16 protein-coding genes are annotated in these 15,753 nt (G+C 53.6%); 2 read left to right on the top strand and 14 right to left on the bottom strand.

Annotated features, from left to right (window positions below; genetic code table 11):
• Positions 1-675: a heme exporter protein CcmB gene (ccmB, locus tag LG288_RS03325; protein WP_404402019.1), complete on the bottom strand. Its 675-nt coding sequence runs from the start codon at positions 673-675 to the stop codon at positions 1-3.
• Positions 675-1,355 (bottom strand): cytochrome c biogenesis heme-transporting ATPase CcmA, encoded by a 681-nt coding sequence (gene ccmA, locus LG288_RS03320; protein WP_404402017.1) that lies wholly within the window; start codon positions 1,353-1,355, stop codon positions 675-677. Before ccmA ends, ccmB begins: the two co-directional genes overlap by 1 nt.
• Positions 1,356-1,458: 103 nt before the next feature.
• On the opposite strand from ccmA, the gene LG288_RS03315 reads away from it, so the two are divergent.
• Positions 1,459-2,925, top strand: coding sequence for a hypothetical protein (locus LG288_RS03315; protein WP_404402015.1), 1,467 nt, complete (start codon positions 1,459-1,461; stop codon positions 2,923-2,925).
• Positions 2,922-3,194 (top strand): EscU/YscU/HrcU family type III secretion system export apparatus switch protein, encoded by a 273-nt coding sequence (locus LG288_RS03310; RefSeq protein ID WP_404402013.1) that lies wholly within the window; start codon positions 2,922-2,924, stop codon positions 3,192-3,194. The genes LG288_RS03315 and LG288_RS03310 overlap by 4 nt, the downstream gene beginning before the upstream one ends.
• A 27-nt stretch (positions 3,195-3,221) precedes the next feature.
• On the opposite strand, the gene LG288_RS03305 is transcribed toward LG288_RS03310, so the two are convergent.
• The 12 genes from LG288_RS03305 to flhA are packed head-to-tail and all read right to left on the bottom strand — an operon-like array spanning position 3,222 to position 15,565.
• Entirely contained in the window at positions 3,222-3,692 is a 471-nt protein-coding gene (locus tag LG288_RS03305) for a DUF2802 domain-containing protein (RefSeq protein WP_404402011.1), read from the bottom strand.
• A gap of 4 nt (positions 3,693-3,696) precedes the next feature.
• Positions 3,697-4,200, bottom strand: coding sequence for a chemotaxis protein CheW (locus tag LG288_RS03300; protein ID WP_404402009.1), 504 nt, complete (start codon positions 4,198-4,200; stop codon positions 3,697-3,699).
• Between the two features lie 4 nt (positions 4,201-4,204).
• Positions 4,205-5,011 (bottom strand): chemotaxis protein CheW, encoded by an 807-nt coding sequence (locus tag LG288_RS03295; RefSeq protein WP_404402007.1) that lies wholly within the window; start codon positions 5,009-5,011, stop codon positions 4,205-4,207.
• Positions 5,008-5,793 (bottom strand): ParA family protein, encoded by a 786-nt coding sequence (locus LG288_RS03290; protein WP_404402005.1) that lies wholly within the window; start codon positions 5,791-5,793, stop codon positions 5,008-5,010. The genes LG288_RS03295 and LG288_RS03290 overlap by 4 nt, the downstream gene beginning before the upstream one ends.
• 2 nt (positions 5,794-5,795) lie before the next feature.
• Positions 5,796-7,040 (bottom strand): chemotaxis-specific protein-glutamate methyltransferase CheB, encoded by a 1,245-nt coding sequence (gene cheB, locus LG288_RS03285; protein WP_404402003.1) that lies wholly within the window; start codon positions 7,038-7,040, stop codon positions 5,796-5,798.
• 15 nt (positions 7,041-7,055) lie between these two features.
• The gene (locus LG288_RS03280) at positions 7,056-9,203 is read right to left on the bottom strand and encodes a chemotaxis protein CheW (protein ID WP_404402001.1); all 2,148 of its coding nucleotides are present in this window, start codon (positions 9,201-9,203) and stop codon (positions 7,056-7,058) included.
• Between the two features lie 13 nt (positions 9,204-9,216).
• Entirely contained in the window at positions 9,217-9,957 is a 741-nt protein-coding gene (locus tag LG288_RS03275) for a protein phosphatase CheZ (protein WP_404401999.1), read from the bottom strand.
• Positions 9,958-9,972: 15 nt separating this feature from the next.
• A complete protein-coding gene (gene cheY, locus LG288_RS03270) occupies positions 9,973-10,356 on the bottom strand; it encodes a chemotaxis response regulator CheY (RefSeq protein ID WP_404401997.1) in 384 nt (127 codons plus the stop codon).
• 34 nt (positions 10,357-10,390) lie between these two features.
• On the bottom strand, positions 10,391-11,116 hold the full coding sequence (locus LG288_RS03265; protein ID WP_404401995.1) for an RNA polymerase sigma factor FliA: 726 nt from the start codon (positions 11,114-11,116) through the stop codon (positions 10,391-10,393).
• Complete coding sequence (locus LG288_RS03260; protein ID WP_404401993.1) at positions 11,109-11,978, bottom strand: MinD/ParA family protein; 870 nt, start codon at positions 11,976-11,978, stop codon at positions 11,109-11,111. The genes LG288_RS03265 and LG288_RS03260 overlap by 8 nt, the downstream gene beginning before the upstream one ends.
• Positions 11,979-12,014: 36 nt before the next feature.
• On the bottom strand, positions 12,015-13,403 hold the full coding sequence (gene flhF, locus LG288_RS03255) for a flagellar biosynthesis protein FlhF (protein WP_404403018.1): 1,389 nt from the start codon (positions 13,401-13,403) through the stop codon (positions 12,015-12,017).
• A 20-nt stretch (positions 13,404-13,423) separates the two neighbouring features.
• Entirely contained in the window at positions 13,424-15,565 is a 2,142-nt protein-coding gene (gene flhA / locus LG288_RS03250; protein ID WP_404401991.1) for a flagellar biosynthesis protein FlhA, read from the bottom strand.
• Positions 15,566-15,753 lie beyond the last annotated feature (188 nt).

Here is a 15,753-nt window from a genome sequence, read left to right as displayed (position 1 = left end):
TTAATTCATACTCATTCTGACAGCGGCCGCTATTGCCAGCGGCGCCAGGGTTACCGTTAATACGGAAATCGCGGCCAAAATGGCCAATTGACCTTGCACGGCCATGCCCATACCGGCACTTTCGACTGCGGCGGTGGCAAAAATCAGCAAGGGAATAAATAACGGCAATAATATCAAGCTAACCAGCGAACCGCCACGCTGTAACTGCAGCGTCAGTGCCGCACCTATAGCGCCCAGGGCACTCAATGCCGGGGTGCCGAGCAACAGGCTGAGTGCCAGTGTCGGCCAGGCCGCCGGCGGCAAGTTCAGTAACATCGCCAGCAGCGGTGATAAAATGACTAACGGCAGACCACTGAGCAGCCAGTGCGCGGCCACTTTGGCCGTCAGGGTAAAGGCCAGCGGTTGTGGCAACAGACACAACTGCTCCAGAGTGCCGTCGTTGTAGTCGTCCTTAAATAACCGATCCAGTCCCAGCAAGGTGGCCAGCAGAGCCGCAACCCAGATAATACCGGGTGCTATACGGGCCAGGATGTCCGGCCCGGGGCCCACACCCAACGGGAATAAGGTCACTACCATCAGCAGAAAAATGAGTGGATTAAACGCATCTGAGCGGCGCCGGCCCGCAATTCGCAGATCTTTGCTCAGCACCGCGAGCCACAACTGACGGGCATTCATTATTCCGTTACCTCAAGGGGGGCCGGCAGCAAAGATAACTGTTGCAGCGGCAAATCCGGCATATTCAGGGCCTGATGAGAGGTCATAATAATACAACCGCCGGCGCTCAGGTGCTGCTTAAACCGCTGCTGCAGTAACGCCACGCCTTCGACGTCCAGCGAAGTAAAAGGTTCATCCAGGATCCACAGCGTGGCGCTGCTGCACCACAAGCGCGTTAAGGCAACGCGGCGTTGCTGACCGGCCGATAAACGCCCTGTCAGTTCTTCTTCCATACCCAGTAATCCCAGCTGTTCCAGCACATCCCAGTCGGCATCCTGAAGCTGACGGGCACCGGTATCGCCGGCCAGCCGCCGCTGCCAGTAAACGTTTTCCAGCGCACTGAGCTCTGGCTTTACCGCCGCTTTATGGCCAATATAAAGCAGTTGCTGGTGATAAAAGCTGCGCACCTGCTGTAGTTTTTGTCCCTGAAACAGCACCTGCCCGGAGCTGGGCTGCAATAGCCCCGCGAGCATCCGCAACAGGGTCGATTTACCCGCTCCATTGGCACCGCTGACCTGCCAGAGCTGAGTCGGCCAGACCGACAACTGCAGCTGCCGGAACAAAACCCGGCCACTGCGAATTGAGCTTACCCCATCAGCATGTAATAGTGGTGTGGTACTGCTTCTCAAACTCTCGGTCATCAGGGGGTCTGAACCTTAACGTAAAACCGCAAAATGAAGTCTAAGTTTACCACAATTGCCGGTAAAAAAACCACGTAAAGCGGTACGAAACACAAGGACAGTTATGGAGCTAAATCAGTTATTACAGCAGCTGTTAACCCAGGCCGGAACGCGCTCGCCGGGTGACGCACAGCAACTGCTGGCACGCCTGGCAAAGCTGCCGCCGACAGAGGTGCTGCTGAACCTGAAAAGCGCTGCCGGCGGCTCGGCTAATCAGCAAAGCCCGGCCGCCCATTTGCAGCTGACGGTTGCTGTTGCCGGCAGCCAGGCAAAAGCCGGCGCGCCGGGCAGCTCCACTCAGCCAATTCAGCTAACACTGACACCTGCGCAGGTGCGGCAGGTACAGACCCTGCAATTGGCTGCGGCCAACACACAGATGGCTGTTAAACCTGCCGACAATGCGCAGCGTTTTATCCTGCAGCTGACTCCGGTACCAGCCAATGCCGGCAAGGCCGTTAACCTTGAATTGCCACTAAGCCAGTTGCCCAGAGCGCTGCAGCAAACGCTGGTGGCTTCGGCCCGGCAGCCGGCCGCCGCCGCCTCAGGGGCTGTAACCGCCAGGCCCGGTAACCCACCGTTGCAGGATGTCAGCAACCGCCTGCCGCCCCGCATCCTTTTGCAGCAGATGCCACCCGCGCAGCTGCGTCAGGCACTGACCCAACAGATCAACAGCCAGCCGGCGCAACCACCGCAACAGGCTCTGGCCAGGGTACTGCAGGCGGTTCAGCAACAGCTGCCGACCAGCGAGGGAATGCAACAGCCACAGCAACTTAAACAGTGGCTGAACGACTGGTTTGCGGCCAAACCAGTGTCTGCCAACAATCAACAACAGATGGGCGGTTTAGGAAAAATGCTGATGATGCTGCTGAGTTTCGCTCTGCAGCAGCCGCGCGCAGAGGGCAGTACAACCGCAGCGCAGGCCAGCGCGCCGCAAAGCAGCTTAAATAATTTAACCCAAGCGTTACTGGATCAGTTGTTGCGGCCGGCGCCGCGACAAGGGGCAGAAGCAACCTTCAGCGCTGAGGTGCGCGAGCGCATTAATCAGGCGCTGCAGCAACTGCCGGGGGCTACTCTGCAACGCCTGATGCAGCTGTTTACGGCAGCCGTAAACAATGCTCAGGTAAGCCAGGCACGGCTGGCAGACAGCGCGCCAGCTCAGCCGGAATACTATGTACTGTTGCCGGCCTCGGCAGAAAACCCGGAGCAACAGCATGAATTGCTGATCCGGCGTGAACCGGAAGGCGCCGCCGGGCAAGACGAAGGTCGCAGTGTCTGGCTGTTTACTCTGCGTTTTGATACCCAGCTGCTTGGGCCTTTATTGGTTAAAGGCCGTTATCACGCGGCCGGTAGCCGGGTCGATTTTTATACCCAGTCCGAGCCGGCGCAAATTAAGCTGCAGCAGCAACTGGGCCGCTTACAGCAGCGCTTTGAGGAGCTGCAGGTCGGCAATCTGAACTTATCAGTGCAACAAGGCAAAGTGCCGGATACACTGGCCCAACAGCAAAGCGGAATTATTCGGGTGACCGTATGAGTCAGCAGCAAAAACAAGCGATTGGTCTGTCCTACGACGGCGTGAACGCGCCCCAGGTGGTGGCAAAAGGCTTCGATGATCTGGCCGAAGAGATCATTGCGGTGGCTAAAGAGCACGGCGTACTGGTGCACGAAGATCCTTTATTGTCTGACTCACTGGCGCGGCTGAATGTCGGCGAAGAAATCCCACGTGAGCTGTACATTATTATCGCTGAGCTTATTGCTTTTGCTTATCTGCTGGACGGGCGTTTTCCCAGTTCCTGGGAGTAGCACAAAAGCCCGGGAGTAGCGGCGGGTTTATTGGCGGCGCATGGCCGCAATCAGTTCCGCTTCGGCGCGGGGCAGTTCACATTCCTGCATCACTTCGTCGATAGTGGCGCCATCGGCAATCAGTTTTGCCGCCCGCTGGTAAAGTTTGGCGCCGGGGTCCTGTTCGGAAACCTGCTGCAGTTTTTGTTGCAGCGCCTGTTGCTGCTGAGCCAGCTGCTCAACTTGCTGCAGCAGCTGCTCACTTCGCTGGTCCAGCTGCTGTTTAAGGCTTAATTCCAGGCTTTGCTGCAGCTGTTCGGTCTGGGCAAAGTCGTTCTGCTTATCCAGTTGCTTTTTAACTGCCAGCCATTCGCTGGTGGTTTCGGTTAACATCATCAGCCGTTGTTGCTGCCGTTCCAGCAGTTGTGTTTGCCGGCGTGAGGTGATGATAACGGCGGTCAGAGCTAATACCGCCAGTATCAGAGCCAGGACGGCGACAGTCAACGACAGTGACAGCATGTGACTAACTCAGGCGGGATATTTCGTCCCACTCCTCATCGGTCAGCATCTTGTCCAGGTCGACCAGAATTAACAGCTCATCTTCGCGGTTGCTGACGCCCTGAATAAAGCGCGAGCTTTCTTCGGTGCCGACATTAGGAGCCGTATCAATTTCGGATTTTTTCAGGTAAACCACCTCGGCGACACTATCAACCAAAATACCGATGACCTGCTTCTCTGACTCGATGATAACAATACGGGTACTGTCAGTGACTTCAGCCTGTGGCAGGCCAAAGCGCAAGCGGGTATCAATAACGGTTACTACGTTGCCGCGTAAGTTGATGATACCCAATACATAGCTGGGTGCACCCGGTACCGGAGCAATTTCGTTATAGCGCAGAACTTCCTGTACCTGCATCACGTTTATGCCGTAAGTTTCCTGTTCCAGATGAAAAGTGACCCACTGCAGCACCTCATCGTTGCTTTCGGCTTCGTGTTTTTTATTCAAATTACGGTTTTCCGTCGTCATGCTCTCACTCCGGTTTTTCTGAGGGTTCGGACTGGATATGTCCTAAACCATTATCTAGCAGTGTAATCAATGCGTTAACATCCAGCAATGCGCACATGTGCTGACGCACAACGCCCGCCAGCCAGGGCCGCTTTCGGTTTACGCCACGGCGCCACTGAACAGCATCAGGCTGCAACGGCTCACTGTCAACCAGCTCTTCGCAAAGCAGGCCCCAGGGGCTCTCATTTAAGGTAATAAGGTACTGGTAATTGATACGCTCTTCCAGCTGTGGGGTCAATTTTTCCGGCATCACCCAGCGCGCTGTATCAACCACTTGTAATTTTTCATCACGTTCGGTCATTATGCCTTTAAACCACTTTGGCTTGCCAAAAATCGGGCTGATTTTACTTAAGGTATGAATACCGCCCAGACTTTTCAGTGGCACCGCCAGGGTCAGACCGGCGACACGGAAAAACAGCGCCTGAAAATCATCGCTCTGGTATTCAGCCATGGCATCACTAACGGCTTCCGGTTCTGTTGTCAGTTCCGGCTCCGGTTCCGGCTCAGGCTGCGGTGGCGTTTCTGTCTCGACCGCAATTTCCGGCTCGGTCACTGCGGCTGCTTCTTCAACTTCAGTGGTTTCTGTTACCGGCGTTACTTGCGTAATTTCGGTTACGGGGTCGGGCTGCGGCTGGCTGATGGCGGGCGCAACAGTGGCCGAACTCAGTAAGCGCTGGATAGGTTCAGGGTCAAAGTCAGCAACGGGTTTGTGCTCTTCTTCCAGCAGCGCATTCAGGTATTCCATCATCGCTTTATCGTTGTGCTCGCTCATGCGCTCTCCTGCCCGGCCAGTTGCTGTAAGTGCGTCAACAGCGATTGATAGGCCAGCACGCCCCGTGATTTTGGCGCATACAGCGACGGCGGTAACTGCTCGTTGCTGGCATCACGAAACTTGGTATCAATGGGGATCATGCCGTTCCATACCGCATCGTCGTAGCGCTCAACCAACTTTTTAAAGGTATCCAGCGAGGCCCGTGTGCGTTTATCATACAGCGTCGGGATAATGGTATACTGGTAATCTTGGCGGCGTGACTTCTGAATTAATGTCAAAGTGCGCATCATCCGCTCCAGCCCCTTAAGGGCCAGGAACTCTGTCTGCACCGGAATTAATACCCGTTGACAGCAGGCTAAAGCATTGATCATCAGCACACCTAATACCGGCGGCACGTCAATCAGCACGTAATCGTAATCATCAGCAATGCTTGCCAACGCACGTTTCAATACCAGCCCCATACCACCCTGGCTGCCGAGCTTGCGGTCCAGCGTCGCAAGTGCCATGGTGGCCGGCATCAGGTGCAGGTTGTCCACTTCGCTGGGGATGATACTTTGTTTAACCTGCTCGCGGCTGGGCTGTTTATCCAGCATAAAGATGTCGTAGACACTGGTCGGCACCTCTTCTGAGTCAAAGCCCAGATAAAAGGTCAGTGATGCGTGGGGATCCATATCAATGCACAGCACCCGTTGCTGCCGCTCCGCCAGTAATCCGGCCAGGGCCACAGTGGTGGTGGTTTTTCCAACGCCACCTTTTTGGTTGGCAATGCTCCAGACCATCATGTTCAGCGGTACCCCACCTCTTTTAGTACTGCGTTTGTCATCTCATTTAAGCTGATGCTGCGAGACGAAATACCGGCTTCGGCAACTGCGTGAGGCATTCCGTAAACCACGCAGCTGGCTTCATCCTGAGCCCAGATAGTAGCGCCCTGCTGTTGCAGCATGCGCGCACCTTCACGACCATCCGCGCCCATTCCGGTTAAAATCAGACCCAGCACTTTACCGCCGAATACCTTAGACAGACTGGCGAAAGCCACATCCACACTGGGCTTATAGGTGATTCGCCCGCTATTGTCTTCGCGTACCCGCAGACGGGCCTGATTAGCACGGCCGTCAACCATCATTTGCTGTCCACCCGGCGCCAGATAAGCCCAGCCCGGCTTAAGTACATCACCGTCTTCTGCTTCTTTAACCCTGATTTTGCTCAAACCATCCAGGCGCTGGGCAAAGGCCTTGGTAAAGGCCGCCGGCATATGCTGGACCATAACAATCGGATAAGGAAAGTCTGCCGGCAGCTGAGTCAGAATTTTTTGCAGTGCGACAGGACCACCGGTTGAGGTGCCGATTGCCAGTATCTGGTAATTGCGGTTAACCGTTAAGCTGCCGGTGCTGGCCAGTGCCGGACTAGCCGGCTCAGGCTGTCGCCGCGGCTCGCTGGTTTTTTGTTGCTCACGGGCCTGTTCGCGCGCACTCTGCCTTTCACTGGCGCGCTGACGAATACGGTCCATTGCCGTTTCGCGGCCGGCGCCTTTGTTGCTGTCCCCCAGCGGGGTTCGGGGGCTGCTGCTGGTGCGTGCCGAAGGCCGCGGTTCAGGTTGCCGCGGGCTGCGTGCCGGTGGAGCGCCGCGGGGCGAATCCTGGCCTATGGCAATGACCCGATCCTGCAGCATTTTTACCGCTTCATCGCGGTTGCGGGCAATGTCTTCGAATTTTTTCGGTAAAAAATCTGCGGCGCCCGCCTCAAGTGCGTTAAGGGTGGCCGATGCGCCTTCGTGGGTCAGCGAGCTGAACATCAAAATTGGACACGGCGCAGAGGCCATGATTTCTTTCACCGCATCAATGCCATTCATAACCGGCATTTCAATGTCCATGGTGATAACACCGGGGCGCAGTGATTTAGCTTTGTCGACCGCTTCGCGGCCGTCATTAGCCGTACCGATTACTTCGATGCGGCTATTCTGTTCGAGGATTTCAGTGACCCGGCGGCGGAAAAACGCCGAGTCGTCTACCACCAGCACTCGTACTGTCATCAGCTTGTTTGCCCGTTAACGTTTTGCGTAATACTTGAGCATGCTGGGCACGTCAATGATCAACGCAATACCGCCATCACTGGTTATCGTGGCACCTGCCATGCCCGGTGTTCCCTGCAATAACTTATCCAGCGGTTTAATAACCACTTCTTCCTGGCCAATCAGTGCATCGACCACAAAGCCAACCTGCTGATTACCAATTTGTACCACCACCACATGACCGTTTTCGTTACGGCTTGCACGGTCCGGATTGCGCGACAGCCAGTGCTCCAAAAAGAATAACGGGATAGCGCGGTTTCGTACAATTAAGGTTAACTGACCGTCAACAGTGTTGGTTTTTTCCATATCCAGATCGATAATTTCGCTGACCACTGTCAGTGGTAATGCAAAGGTCTGATCCTTAATTTCAACCATCAGGGTTGGCAATATCGCCAGCGTCAACGGCACTTTTATTAACAGCTCAGTACCTTTGCCCTGTTCGGACTTAATTTTGACGCTGCCGTTAAGTTGACTGATTTTGGTTTTTACTACGTCCATGCCCACGCCACGGCCCGATACCTCAGACACCTGCTCTTTGGTTGAAAAACCAGCGGCGAAAATCAAATTGTAGGCATCTTCATCGCTCATACGCGCGGCGCTGTCTTCATCCAGCACACCGCGCTTTATCGCGATTGATTTCAATTTTTCTGCATCCATACCGGCGCCGTCGTCTTTAATCGACAGCATAATATGGTCACCTTCCTGCGACGCCGATAAGGTAATGGTACCCTGGCGCGGTTTACCCTTAGCCACCCGTTCTTCCGGCATTTCGATACCATGGTCAACGGAGTTGCGGACCAAATGCACCAGCGGATCGGCCAGTGCTTCGACCAGGTTTTTATCCAGATCGGTATCTTCGCCGTGCATTTCCAGCGCAATTTCTTTTTTCAGTGTGCGGGCCAAGTCGCGCACGACCCGCGGGAAGCGACCGAAAACTTTCTTAATCGGCTGCATCCGGGTTTTCATCACCGCGCCCTGTAAGTCACCCGTGACGACATCCAGGTTAGAAATGGCTTTGCCCATTTCATCGCCTTTGCCTTCCTCACTGTTACTCAGGCTCAGCAGACGGTTGCGCACCAGCACCAGCTCGCCGACCATATTCATAATATCATCCAGCCGCTTGGTATCGACCCGGACAGTAGTCTCTGCCGGCGGCGGTGGCGGTGTAGCGGTCTTCTTAGCCGCCGGTTTATCGGCTTTATCTGGCTGAGGTTTGGTTTCTGCTTTGGGTTTAGCTTCTGCCTTCGGCTTGGCTTCCGGCTTAGGCTTGTCTGCTGCCGCTTTAGCCGGCTGTTTTTGCTTGTCCCCGTTAGTCGGAGTCGGGGCTTTGCCCTGGCCGTGCAATTCATCCAGCAGTGATTCAAATTCGTCGTCGGTTATTTCGTCGTCGTTGCTTTTCGCAGCATTTTTCTTTTGTTCCTGCTGCTGCTTTTCAGCACTGGTCGGTGCTTTACCCTCGCCATGTAAGTCATCCAGCAGTGCTTCAAACTCATCGTCACTGATTTCATCGTCTGCTGCTTTATCTGACTTACCACTACCGCTGCTGGCTTTGTTAGGTGCCTGACCTTTGCCGTGCAGCTCATCCAGTAAGGCCTCAAATTCATCTTCCTGAATTTCGTCAATACTGTCGGCATCGCTTTTGTCATCGCCGTCAGCGGCAGGTTTTGGTTCTGGTTCGGGTTCTGGCTCGGGTTCTGATTGCTGCTCAGATTGTGCGCTACCCTCGTCCTCCGACTCGGGTTCGCTGAGCTTGTGCAGCGCCTGCAGTAATTCGTCATCGGCGGCTTCGGGTTCTTCGCGAGCCTGTAACTGAGCAAACTGCACGTTGATGGTGTCCAGCGCCTGCAGGATCACATCCATGAGCTCAGAGGAAACGCTGCGCTGGTGGTTACGCAAGGTATCAAAAACGTTTTCGGCACCATGACAGGTGTCAACCAGGGCGTGTACATTCAAAAATCCGGCGCCGCCTTTTACGGTGTGGAAACCGCGAAAAATTGCGTTCAGCAAATCCGAATTTTCAGGATCGTTTTCCAGCTCGACAAGCTGTTCCGATAGCTGCTCAAGGATCTCCCCGGCTTCTATCAAAAAATCCTGAAGAATATCTTCATCCATCTCAAAGCTCATGCGATTGCTGCTCCTAGAATCCTAAACTGGACAGTAAGTCATCGACGTCATCCTGACCGGATACCACGTCATCGCGCTTGTCGGCGTCGATAACCGGCCCTTCTGCTTTGCCTTTATCTTCTGCCGGCGCCTGCTTTTTGGCTTCTTCTTTTAGTTCGTCACCAAATAGCTTTAACATCTCCAGCAGATTTTTCTCAACATCCTGCACCAAAGTGATCACGCGGCGAATCACCTGCCCGGTAATGTCCTGATAATCCTGCGCCATCAGCACTTCGGTCATCAGTCCATGAATTTGCGGCATATTGTGAGCACAAACGTTCAGTACGTTATCGACGCCATGGCACAGCTGCTTAAATTCTGCCAGCTCGATGTCGTTATCCATCAGCTTGCGCCACTGTGGCATCACTTCATCAATTTTAGCGTGCATATCATCAGCCATCGGCAAACAGGCTTCGACTGCATCCATGGTGCGGTTAGCCGCGTCTTCGGTTTTTTCTATTACGTACTGTAACCGATTTTGGGCGTCGGGCAGCTCATCTTCGGTCAGTTGCACAATACGGGGGTCCAGCTGAAAGTCCTGCAGCGCGTCGTGGAGGTCACGAGTTAGTTGTCCGACTGAAGTGAACAACTTATCGTTACGCCGGTCAAAGACTTCGTCCAGTTTTTCATTGGCTTTTTCGTGGTCACCTGCTTCAAGCAGACTGACCAGTTCGCGTGCTTGCTCTAGTGAGATGTTATGGGCTTGCTCAGGCATCTTAGGCATCGCCCCTTAACTGATCCGTTCGAAGATTTTCTCAAGCTTTTCTTTCAGCGTTGCAGCAGTGAATGGTTTAACAATGTAACCATTGACGCCGGCCTGCGCCGCCTGAATAATCTGCTCGCGCTTAGCTTCAGCGGTTACCATCAATACGGGCAAATGCTTTAAATCATCGTCTTTACGAATTTCTTTTAGCAGGTCAATACCCTGCATGCCCGGCATATTCCAGTCGGTGACGACAAAATCAAAGTCGCCCTGATGCAACATGGGTAACGCCGTGGTCCCGTCGTCGGCTTCCTGGATATTGGTAAAACCCAGGTCACGCAACAAGTTTTTAATGATACGTCTCATTGTCGAAAAATCATCAACAACAAGAATTTTCATATTTTTATCCAAAGCACCCTCCACTGAGGCTCTCGATTACTACAAGTTAGTCAACCCAGTTTTGCATTCTTGATTTAAGACGCAGCATAGCCTGACTATGAATTTGACTGACCCGCGACTCGCTGACACTCAGCACTTCGCCGATCTCTTTTAAGTTTAACTCTTCATCATAGTACAATGATAACACTAAAGCTTCTCGCTCAGGTAACGAAGAAATCGTTTGCGCCAGTGCCTGGTGAAAGGCAGCATTCTCAACGTCCCGTTGCGGCTCGTAATGGCCGCCGGTTACCTGTTCGGGTACCAACACGTCCTCGGAAACCCCCAGATCCTCAATACCAATGATGCGCCCCGAATTCACATCGCGCAAAATCCCATGGTATTCGTCCAGCGATATTTCCAGCCGTTCGGCGACTTCCGTATCTTTAGCATCGCGGCCAATCTCGTTTTCGACCTGACGGATAGCTTCCAGCACACGCCGGTGATTACGATGGACGGAACGCGGAGCCCAGTCGCCACGGCGAATTTCGTCCAGCATAGCACCACGAATGCGAATACCGGCAAAGGTTTCAAAGCTGGCCCCTTTGCTGTTGTCAAAATTACGTGCCGCTTCCAGTAGTCCAATCATACCTGATTGAATTAAATCATCAATTTGCACGCTAGCCGGCAGTCTCGCCATCATGTGATGGGCAATCCGTTTTACCAGGCCGGTGTGCTTTTCAATAATTGCCTGCCGGTTATCGGCATGGGCACTGTATACCGCGGCTTTATTCATTCGCAACGTCCTGCTTTTTGTTATCGGCAGAGTTGATTAATTGTTCAAGAAAAAATTCCATGTGACCACCTGCCTGAGCCGGCACGGGCCAGTCGAGAGCCTTTTTAGCCAGTGCCTTAATCGCCAGAGATGCCGGTGATTTAGGGTGTGCCATGACCATCGCCTTTTGCTTTCTGACAGCCAGGCGTAAATTTTCATCGTAAGGGATTATCGCCGCCAATTCTATCGCAACATCAAGGAAACGGTCCGTGACTTTGGTCAACTTATTGAACAAAACTTGACCTTCGCGCAAGTTGCGCACCATGTTAGCCACTACTTTGAACTTAAACACACCCTGATCGCGGCTGAGCACTTTCATTAGCGCATAAGCATCGGTAATTGAGGTGGGCTCGTCACAGACTACCAGAATGACATCCTGCGAGGCGCGGGCAAAACTGACAACGGTATTACCGATACCCGCTGCGGTGTCGACAATCAGGACATCAAATTCACCCTGTAAATCACTAAAGGCACGAATCAGACTGGCGTGTTCGGTTTCGGTTAGCTCCACCATCGAACGGGTACCTGAGGTGGCCGGTACTATCTTAATACCACCCGGGCCTTCTACCAGAATTTCGCGCAAAGAGGCTTGCCCGTTAAGCACATGAGACAGGTTTTTTTGCACCCGCAGGCCCAGCATCACGTCAACGTTGGCCAGTCCTAAATCAGCATCCAGAACCAGTACACGCTTACCCTGCTGAGCCATGCCAATGGCCATATTCAGCGAGACATTGGTTTTACCCACCCCGCCTTTGCCACCGGTCACTGCAATTACTTTTATCTTTGACTGTTTCATTCTTCTTAAGCCACTTGCTTGGTCCATGTGCGCCTTACTCTTACTGCGTGTGCCAATTGCTGTTTAAAGACTTGCCTGCCAGTTAGATTCTGGCATCTCTGACATCGTTGAACTCAGGCTCTTATCGTACAACCGTTCGGCCTCATTGACCAGATAATGAGTTTCGGCCGGGCGAAGATCTTCCGGCACCTGCTGACCATTGGTCAGGTAACTGACTGCCAGGCCCTGTTCGATGGCGACACTAATAGGTTCGCCCAAACTCAGGCATTCGTCCAGTTTGGTAAAAATACAGCCACTCAGCGGTAACGTCTTAAACTGCTTTACCGTATCGTTAAGTACCCGGGTCTGTGAGGTTGCCGACAGCACCAGATAAGGACGAATGCGCAGACGGCTGTTTTGCAGCAGGGTCGATAACTGTTCGCTCAGGCGCTTGTCGCGCTGGCCCATACCCGCCGTATCAATCAAAATTAAGGACTTATCGCGCAGGCTCAGCAGCGCATCGGCCAGCTCTTTGGCGTTATTAGCCACTTTAACCGGACAGCCAATAATACGGCCGTAAGTTTGTAATTGTTCACTGGCTCCGATACGGAAGGTATCAGTGGTGATCAATGCCACACTGTCGGTACCGTGACGTTGCGCATAGCGAGCCGCCAGTTTAGCAATAGTTGTGGTTTTACCCACCCCGGTCGGGCCGACCAGGGCGACGGCGCCGCCACGTGTCAAAATATCGTCAGCGGTAGTGCTCAGCTGGCCTTCCAGTAACTGTAGGCACTCTTCCCAGCTGCCTTCATCATCGCCGCCTTCGGGAATAAAACAGGCAATCTGGTCGGCGATACGCTGGCTTAATCCCATCCCCATCAGGCGCTTGGTCAGCATCGCACGAATCGGTTCTTCGCGTTCGATTTCCTGCTTCATTAAGCCGCTTAACTGGTGTTGCAGTAAGTCTTTGACGCCGCGTATCTGTGCTTTAAGTTCAGCAATTTCTCTGGCACTGCCGCCGGAGACGTGCTCGGGGATTTCGGGTTCGGCTGGCTGTGCCTGCGGGGCGGCTGTTTTGGGCTCCGCCCAGGCTGTTTGTTGGTTTGCTTCGCTCGCCACCGGCTGTTGGCCTGGGTCATTTTGACGTTGCAGTAATTCGGCTAGTGAGTTGGCTGGCGGCTGTTGTTCTGTCGCGTCAGGGACGCGACCTACGTTGGGCTGCTGTTTCGTCGCGTCAGGGACGCGACCTACGTTGGGCTGCTGTTTCGTCGCGTCAGGGACGCGACCTACGTTGGGGTGCTGTTCTGTCGCGTCAGGGGCGCGACCTACGTTGGTCGCGTCGGGGTCGACGGCGGCGACAATCTCAATGCCACCGTTTACTTTTTTGTTGGACATGATTACCGCGTCCGGACCCAGGGTTTCTTTTACCTGCAGCAGTGCACGACGCATATCTTCGGCAAAAAAACGTTTCATTTTCACAAGCGACTCCCGACCTAACTGGTTTGTTCGACAGGCTGTTGACCCCCGATCGAACTGACGATTCTAATTTGTTTGTCATCGGGGATTTCCTGATAACTCAGAACACGCATGCCGTCAGTGGCGTGGCGTGCAAAACGTGCCATGGTGGCGCGTAATAATCCCGATGTCAGCAACACCGACGGTTCCCCGTTCATTTCCTGTTGCTGATGTACGTCGCGCAGTGAGTGCTGGATACGTTCTGCAAGTCCGGGTTCGATGCCCGCGCCCTGCTGATTTCCGTCACTACCGGCGGCCTGCAGTGACTGATGCAACATTTGTTCCAACTCTGGTGCCAAAGTGACAACGGGCAGTTCCGGCGCGCCCTCCGCGATATCCTGCACAATTAAACGACGCAGTGCGATGCGCACGGCAGCGGTTAATACGTCAGGATCTTGACTGCGTCCGGCATACTCCACCAGCGTTTGCACAATAGTGCGCATATCACGGATGGCAATGCCTTCTTCCAGCAGGTTTTGCAGCACTTTGACAAAGTTGCCCAGCGACAATAAATCAGGTACCAGCCCCTCGACCAGTTTCGGATGACTGCGCGACAGGCGGTCCAGCAGCTCCTGTGCTTCTTCATGACCAAGTAACTGCGATGCATGATTAGTGACTATCTGACTGAGGTGAGTGGCCACCACCGTGGCCGCATCTACTACTGTATAGCCCAGCGTCTGCGCGTGCTCGCGTTGCTCCGGGCGGATCCAGATGGCTTCTAAGCCAAAGGCCGGGTCGGTGGTTTTTTCACCGTCCAGTTCACCAAACACCTGACCTGGGTTAATTGCCAGTTCCCAGTCGTGGCGGATTTCGGCCTCTCCCATAGTCACACCCATCATGGTAATGCGGTAGCTGTTGGGGCCAAGGTCCAGATTGTCACGGATATGCACGGCCGGCACCAGAAAACCAAACTCCTGCGACTGTTTCTTACGCACCCCTTTAATACGCGACAGCAGCTCACCGCCCTGTGATTTATCCACCAGCGGAATTAAACGGTAGCCAACTTCCAGCCCCAGGGTGTCAACATGGCGCACATCATCCCAGCTGAGCTCTTTTTGGGTCTGCTGCTGTTGCTGCTCCTGTTCTTCCTGCTCGACCAGCTCGCCCTCCTGGGCGCTGCGGCGTTTCAGTTTAAAGTAGGCAGCGCCGGCTAACATTGCTGACATGCTCAGGAAAGCGAAATGAGGCATTCCGGGAATAACACCCATAGCAAATAATACAGCGCTGGCGATGACCATTACTTTGGGATTATCGACTAGTTGGAATACAACCGCATCACCCATATCCTTGGTGTCATTTTCGCGGGTGATAATAATGGCAGTGGCAACGGATAACAGCAACGCCGGAATCTGCGCTACCAGACCATCACCGATGGTTAACAGGGTATACACCTCGATGGCTTCGCCAAAGCTGAGGTTGTGCTGGATCATGCCAATTAAAAAACCACCGACGATGTTGATCAGCAAAATCAGGATACCGGCGATGGCATCGCCTTTAACAAATTTACTGGCACCGTCCATGGAACCGTAAAAATCGGCCTCACGGGTGACATCACTGCGTCGGGTTTTCGCTTCTTCCTGGTTAATCAAGCCGGCGTTTAAGTCAGCATCAATCGCCATTTGTTTACCCGGCATGGCATCCAGGGTAAAACGTGCGGTTACTTCCGAGATACGGCCGGCACCTTTGGTGATAACGATAAAGTTGATAATAACCAAGATCGCAAAGACCACCAGACCGACGGTGTAGTTACCACCAATTACCACGCTACCGAAGGATTCAATCACGCTACCGGCGGCGCCGGGGCCATTATGACCGTTCAGAAGAACAATACGCGTAGACGCGACATTAAGCGACAAACGCAGTACAGTCGCAATAAGCAAAACCGTCGGAAACGCCGCAAAATCCAGTGGTCTTTGGGTATAAACCGCAACCAGCATGACCACTAAGGAAAGGGTTATCGAGAACGAAAACAAGATATCGAGTGCCAACGGTGGAATCGGTAACACCACCAGTGAAAGAATCGCCATCACCGCCAGCGGTGTACCAAACCCTTTAATCAGATAAGAGTTTGTCTGTGCAAAGTTTTTAAAGCTGTTAAGCCTTTCAGCACCACTCGCCATACATCTTCCCATGCGCCAAAAATTTGAATCCTGGCCAGTTTATTCAAGATGCGTGCCACTTATTAACTGCAGCCGCCGTTAATTATCCGCTTCAATGCCCGGGTTGCTGCTTAAAAGCGCCAAAGTCGTCGGCCAGAATCCGATTTGAGCCGGCGCTGCCGACCCGGCTTTGCACTAAAGTAAGGCTT

The organism is Idiomarina seosinensis (assembly GCF_044797955.1).
GTDB lineage: Bacteria > Pseudomonadota > Gammaproteobacteria > Enterobacterales > Alteromonadaceae > Idiomarina > Idiomarina seosinensis_A.
The sequence above is the reverse complement of the archived record's forward strand: the minus strand, read 5'-3'. Positions and strand labels throughout refer to the sequence as shown.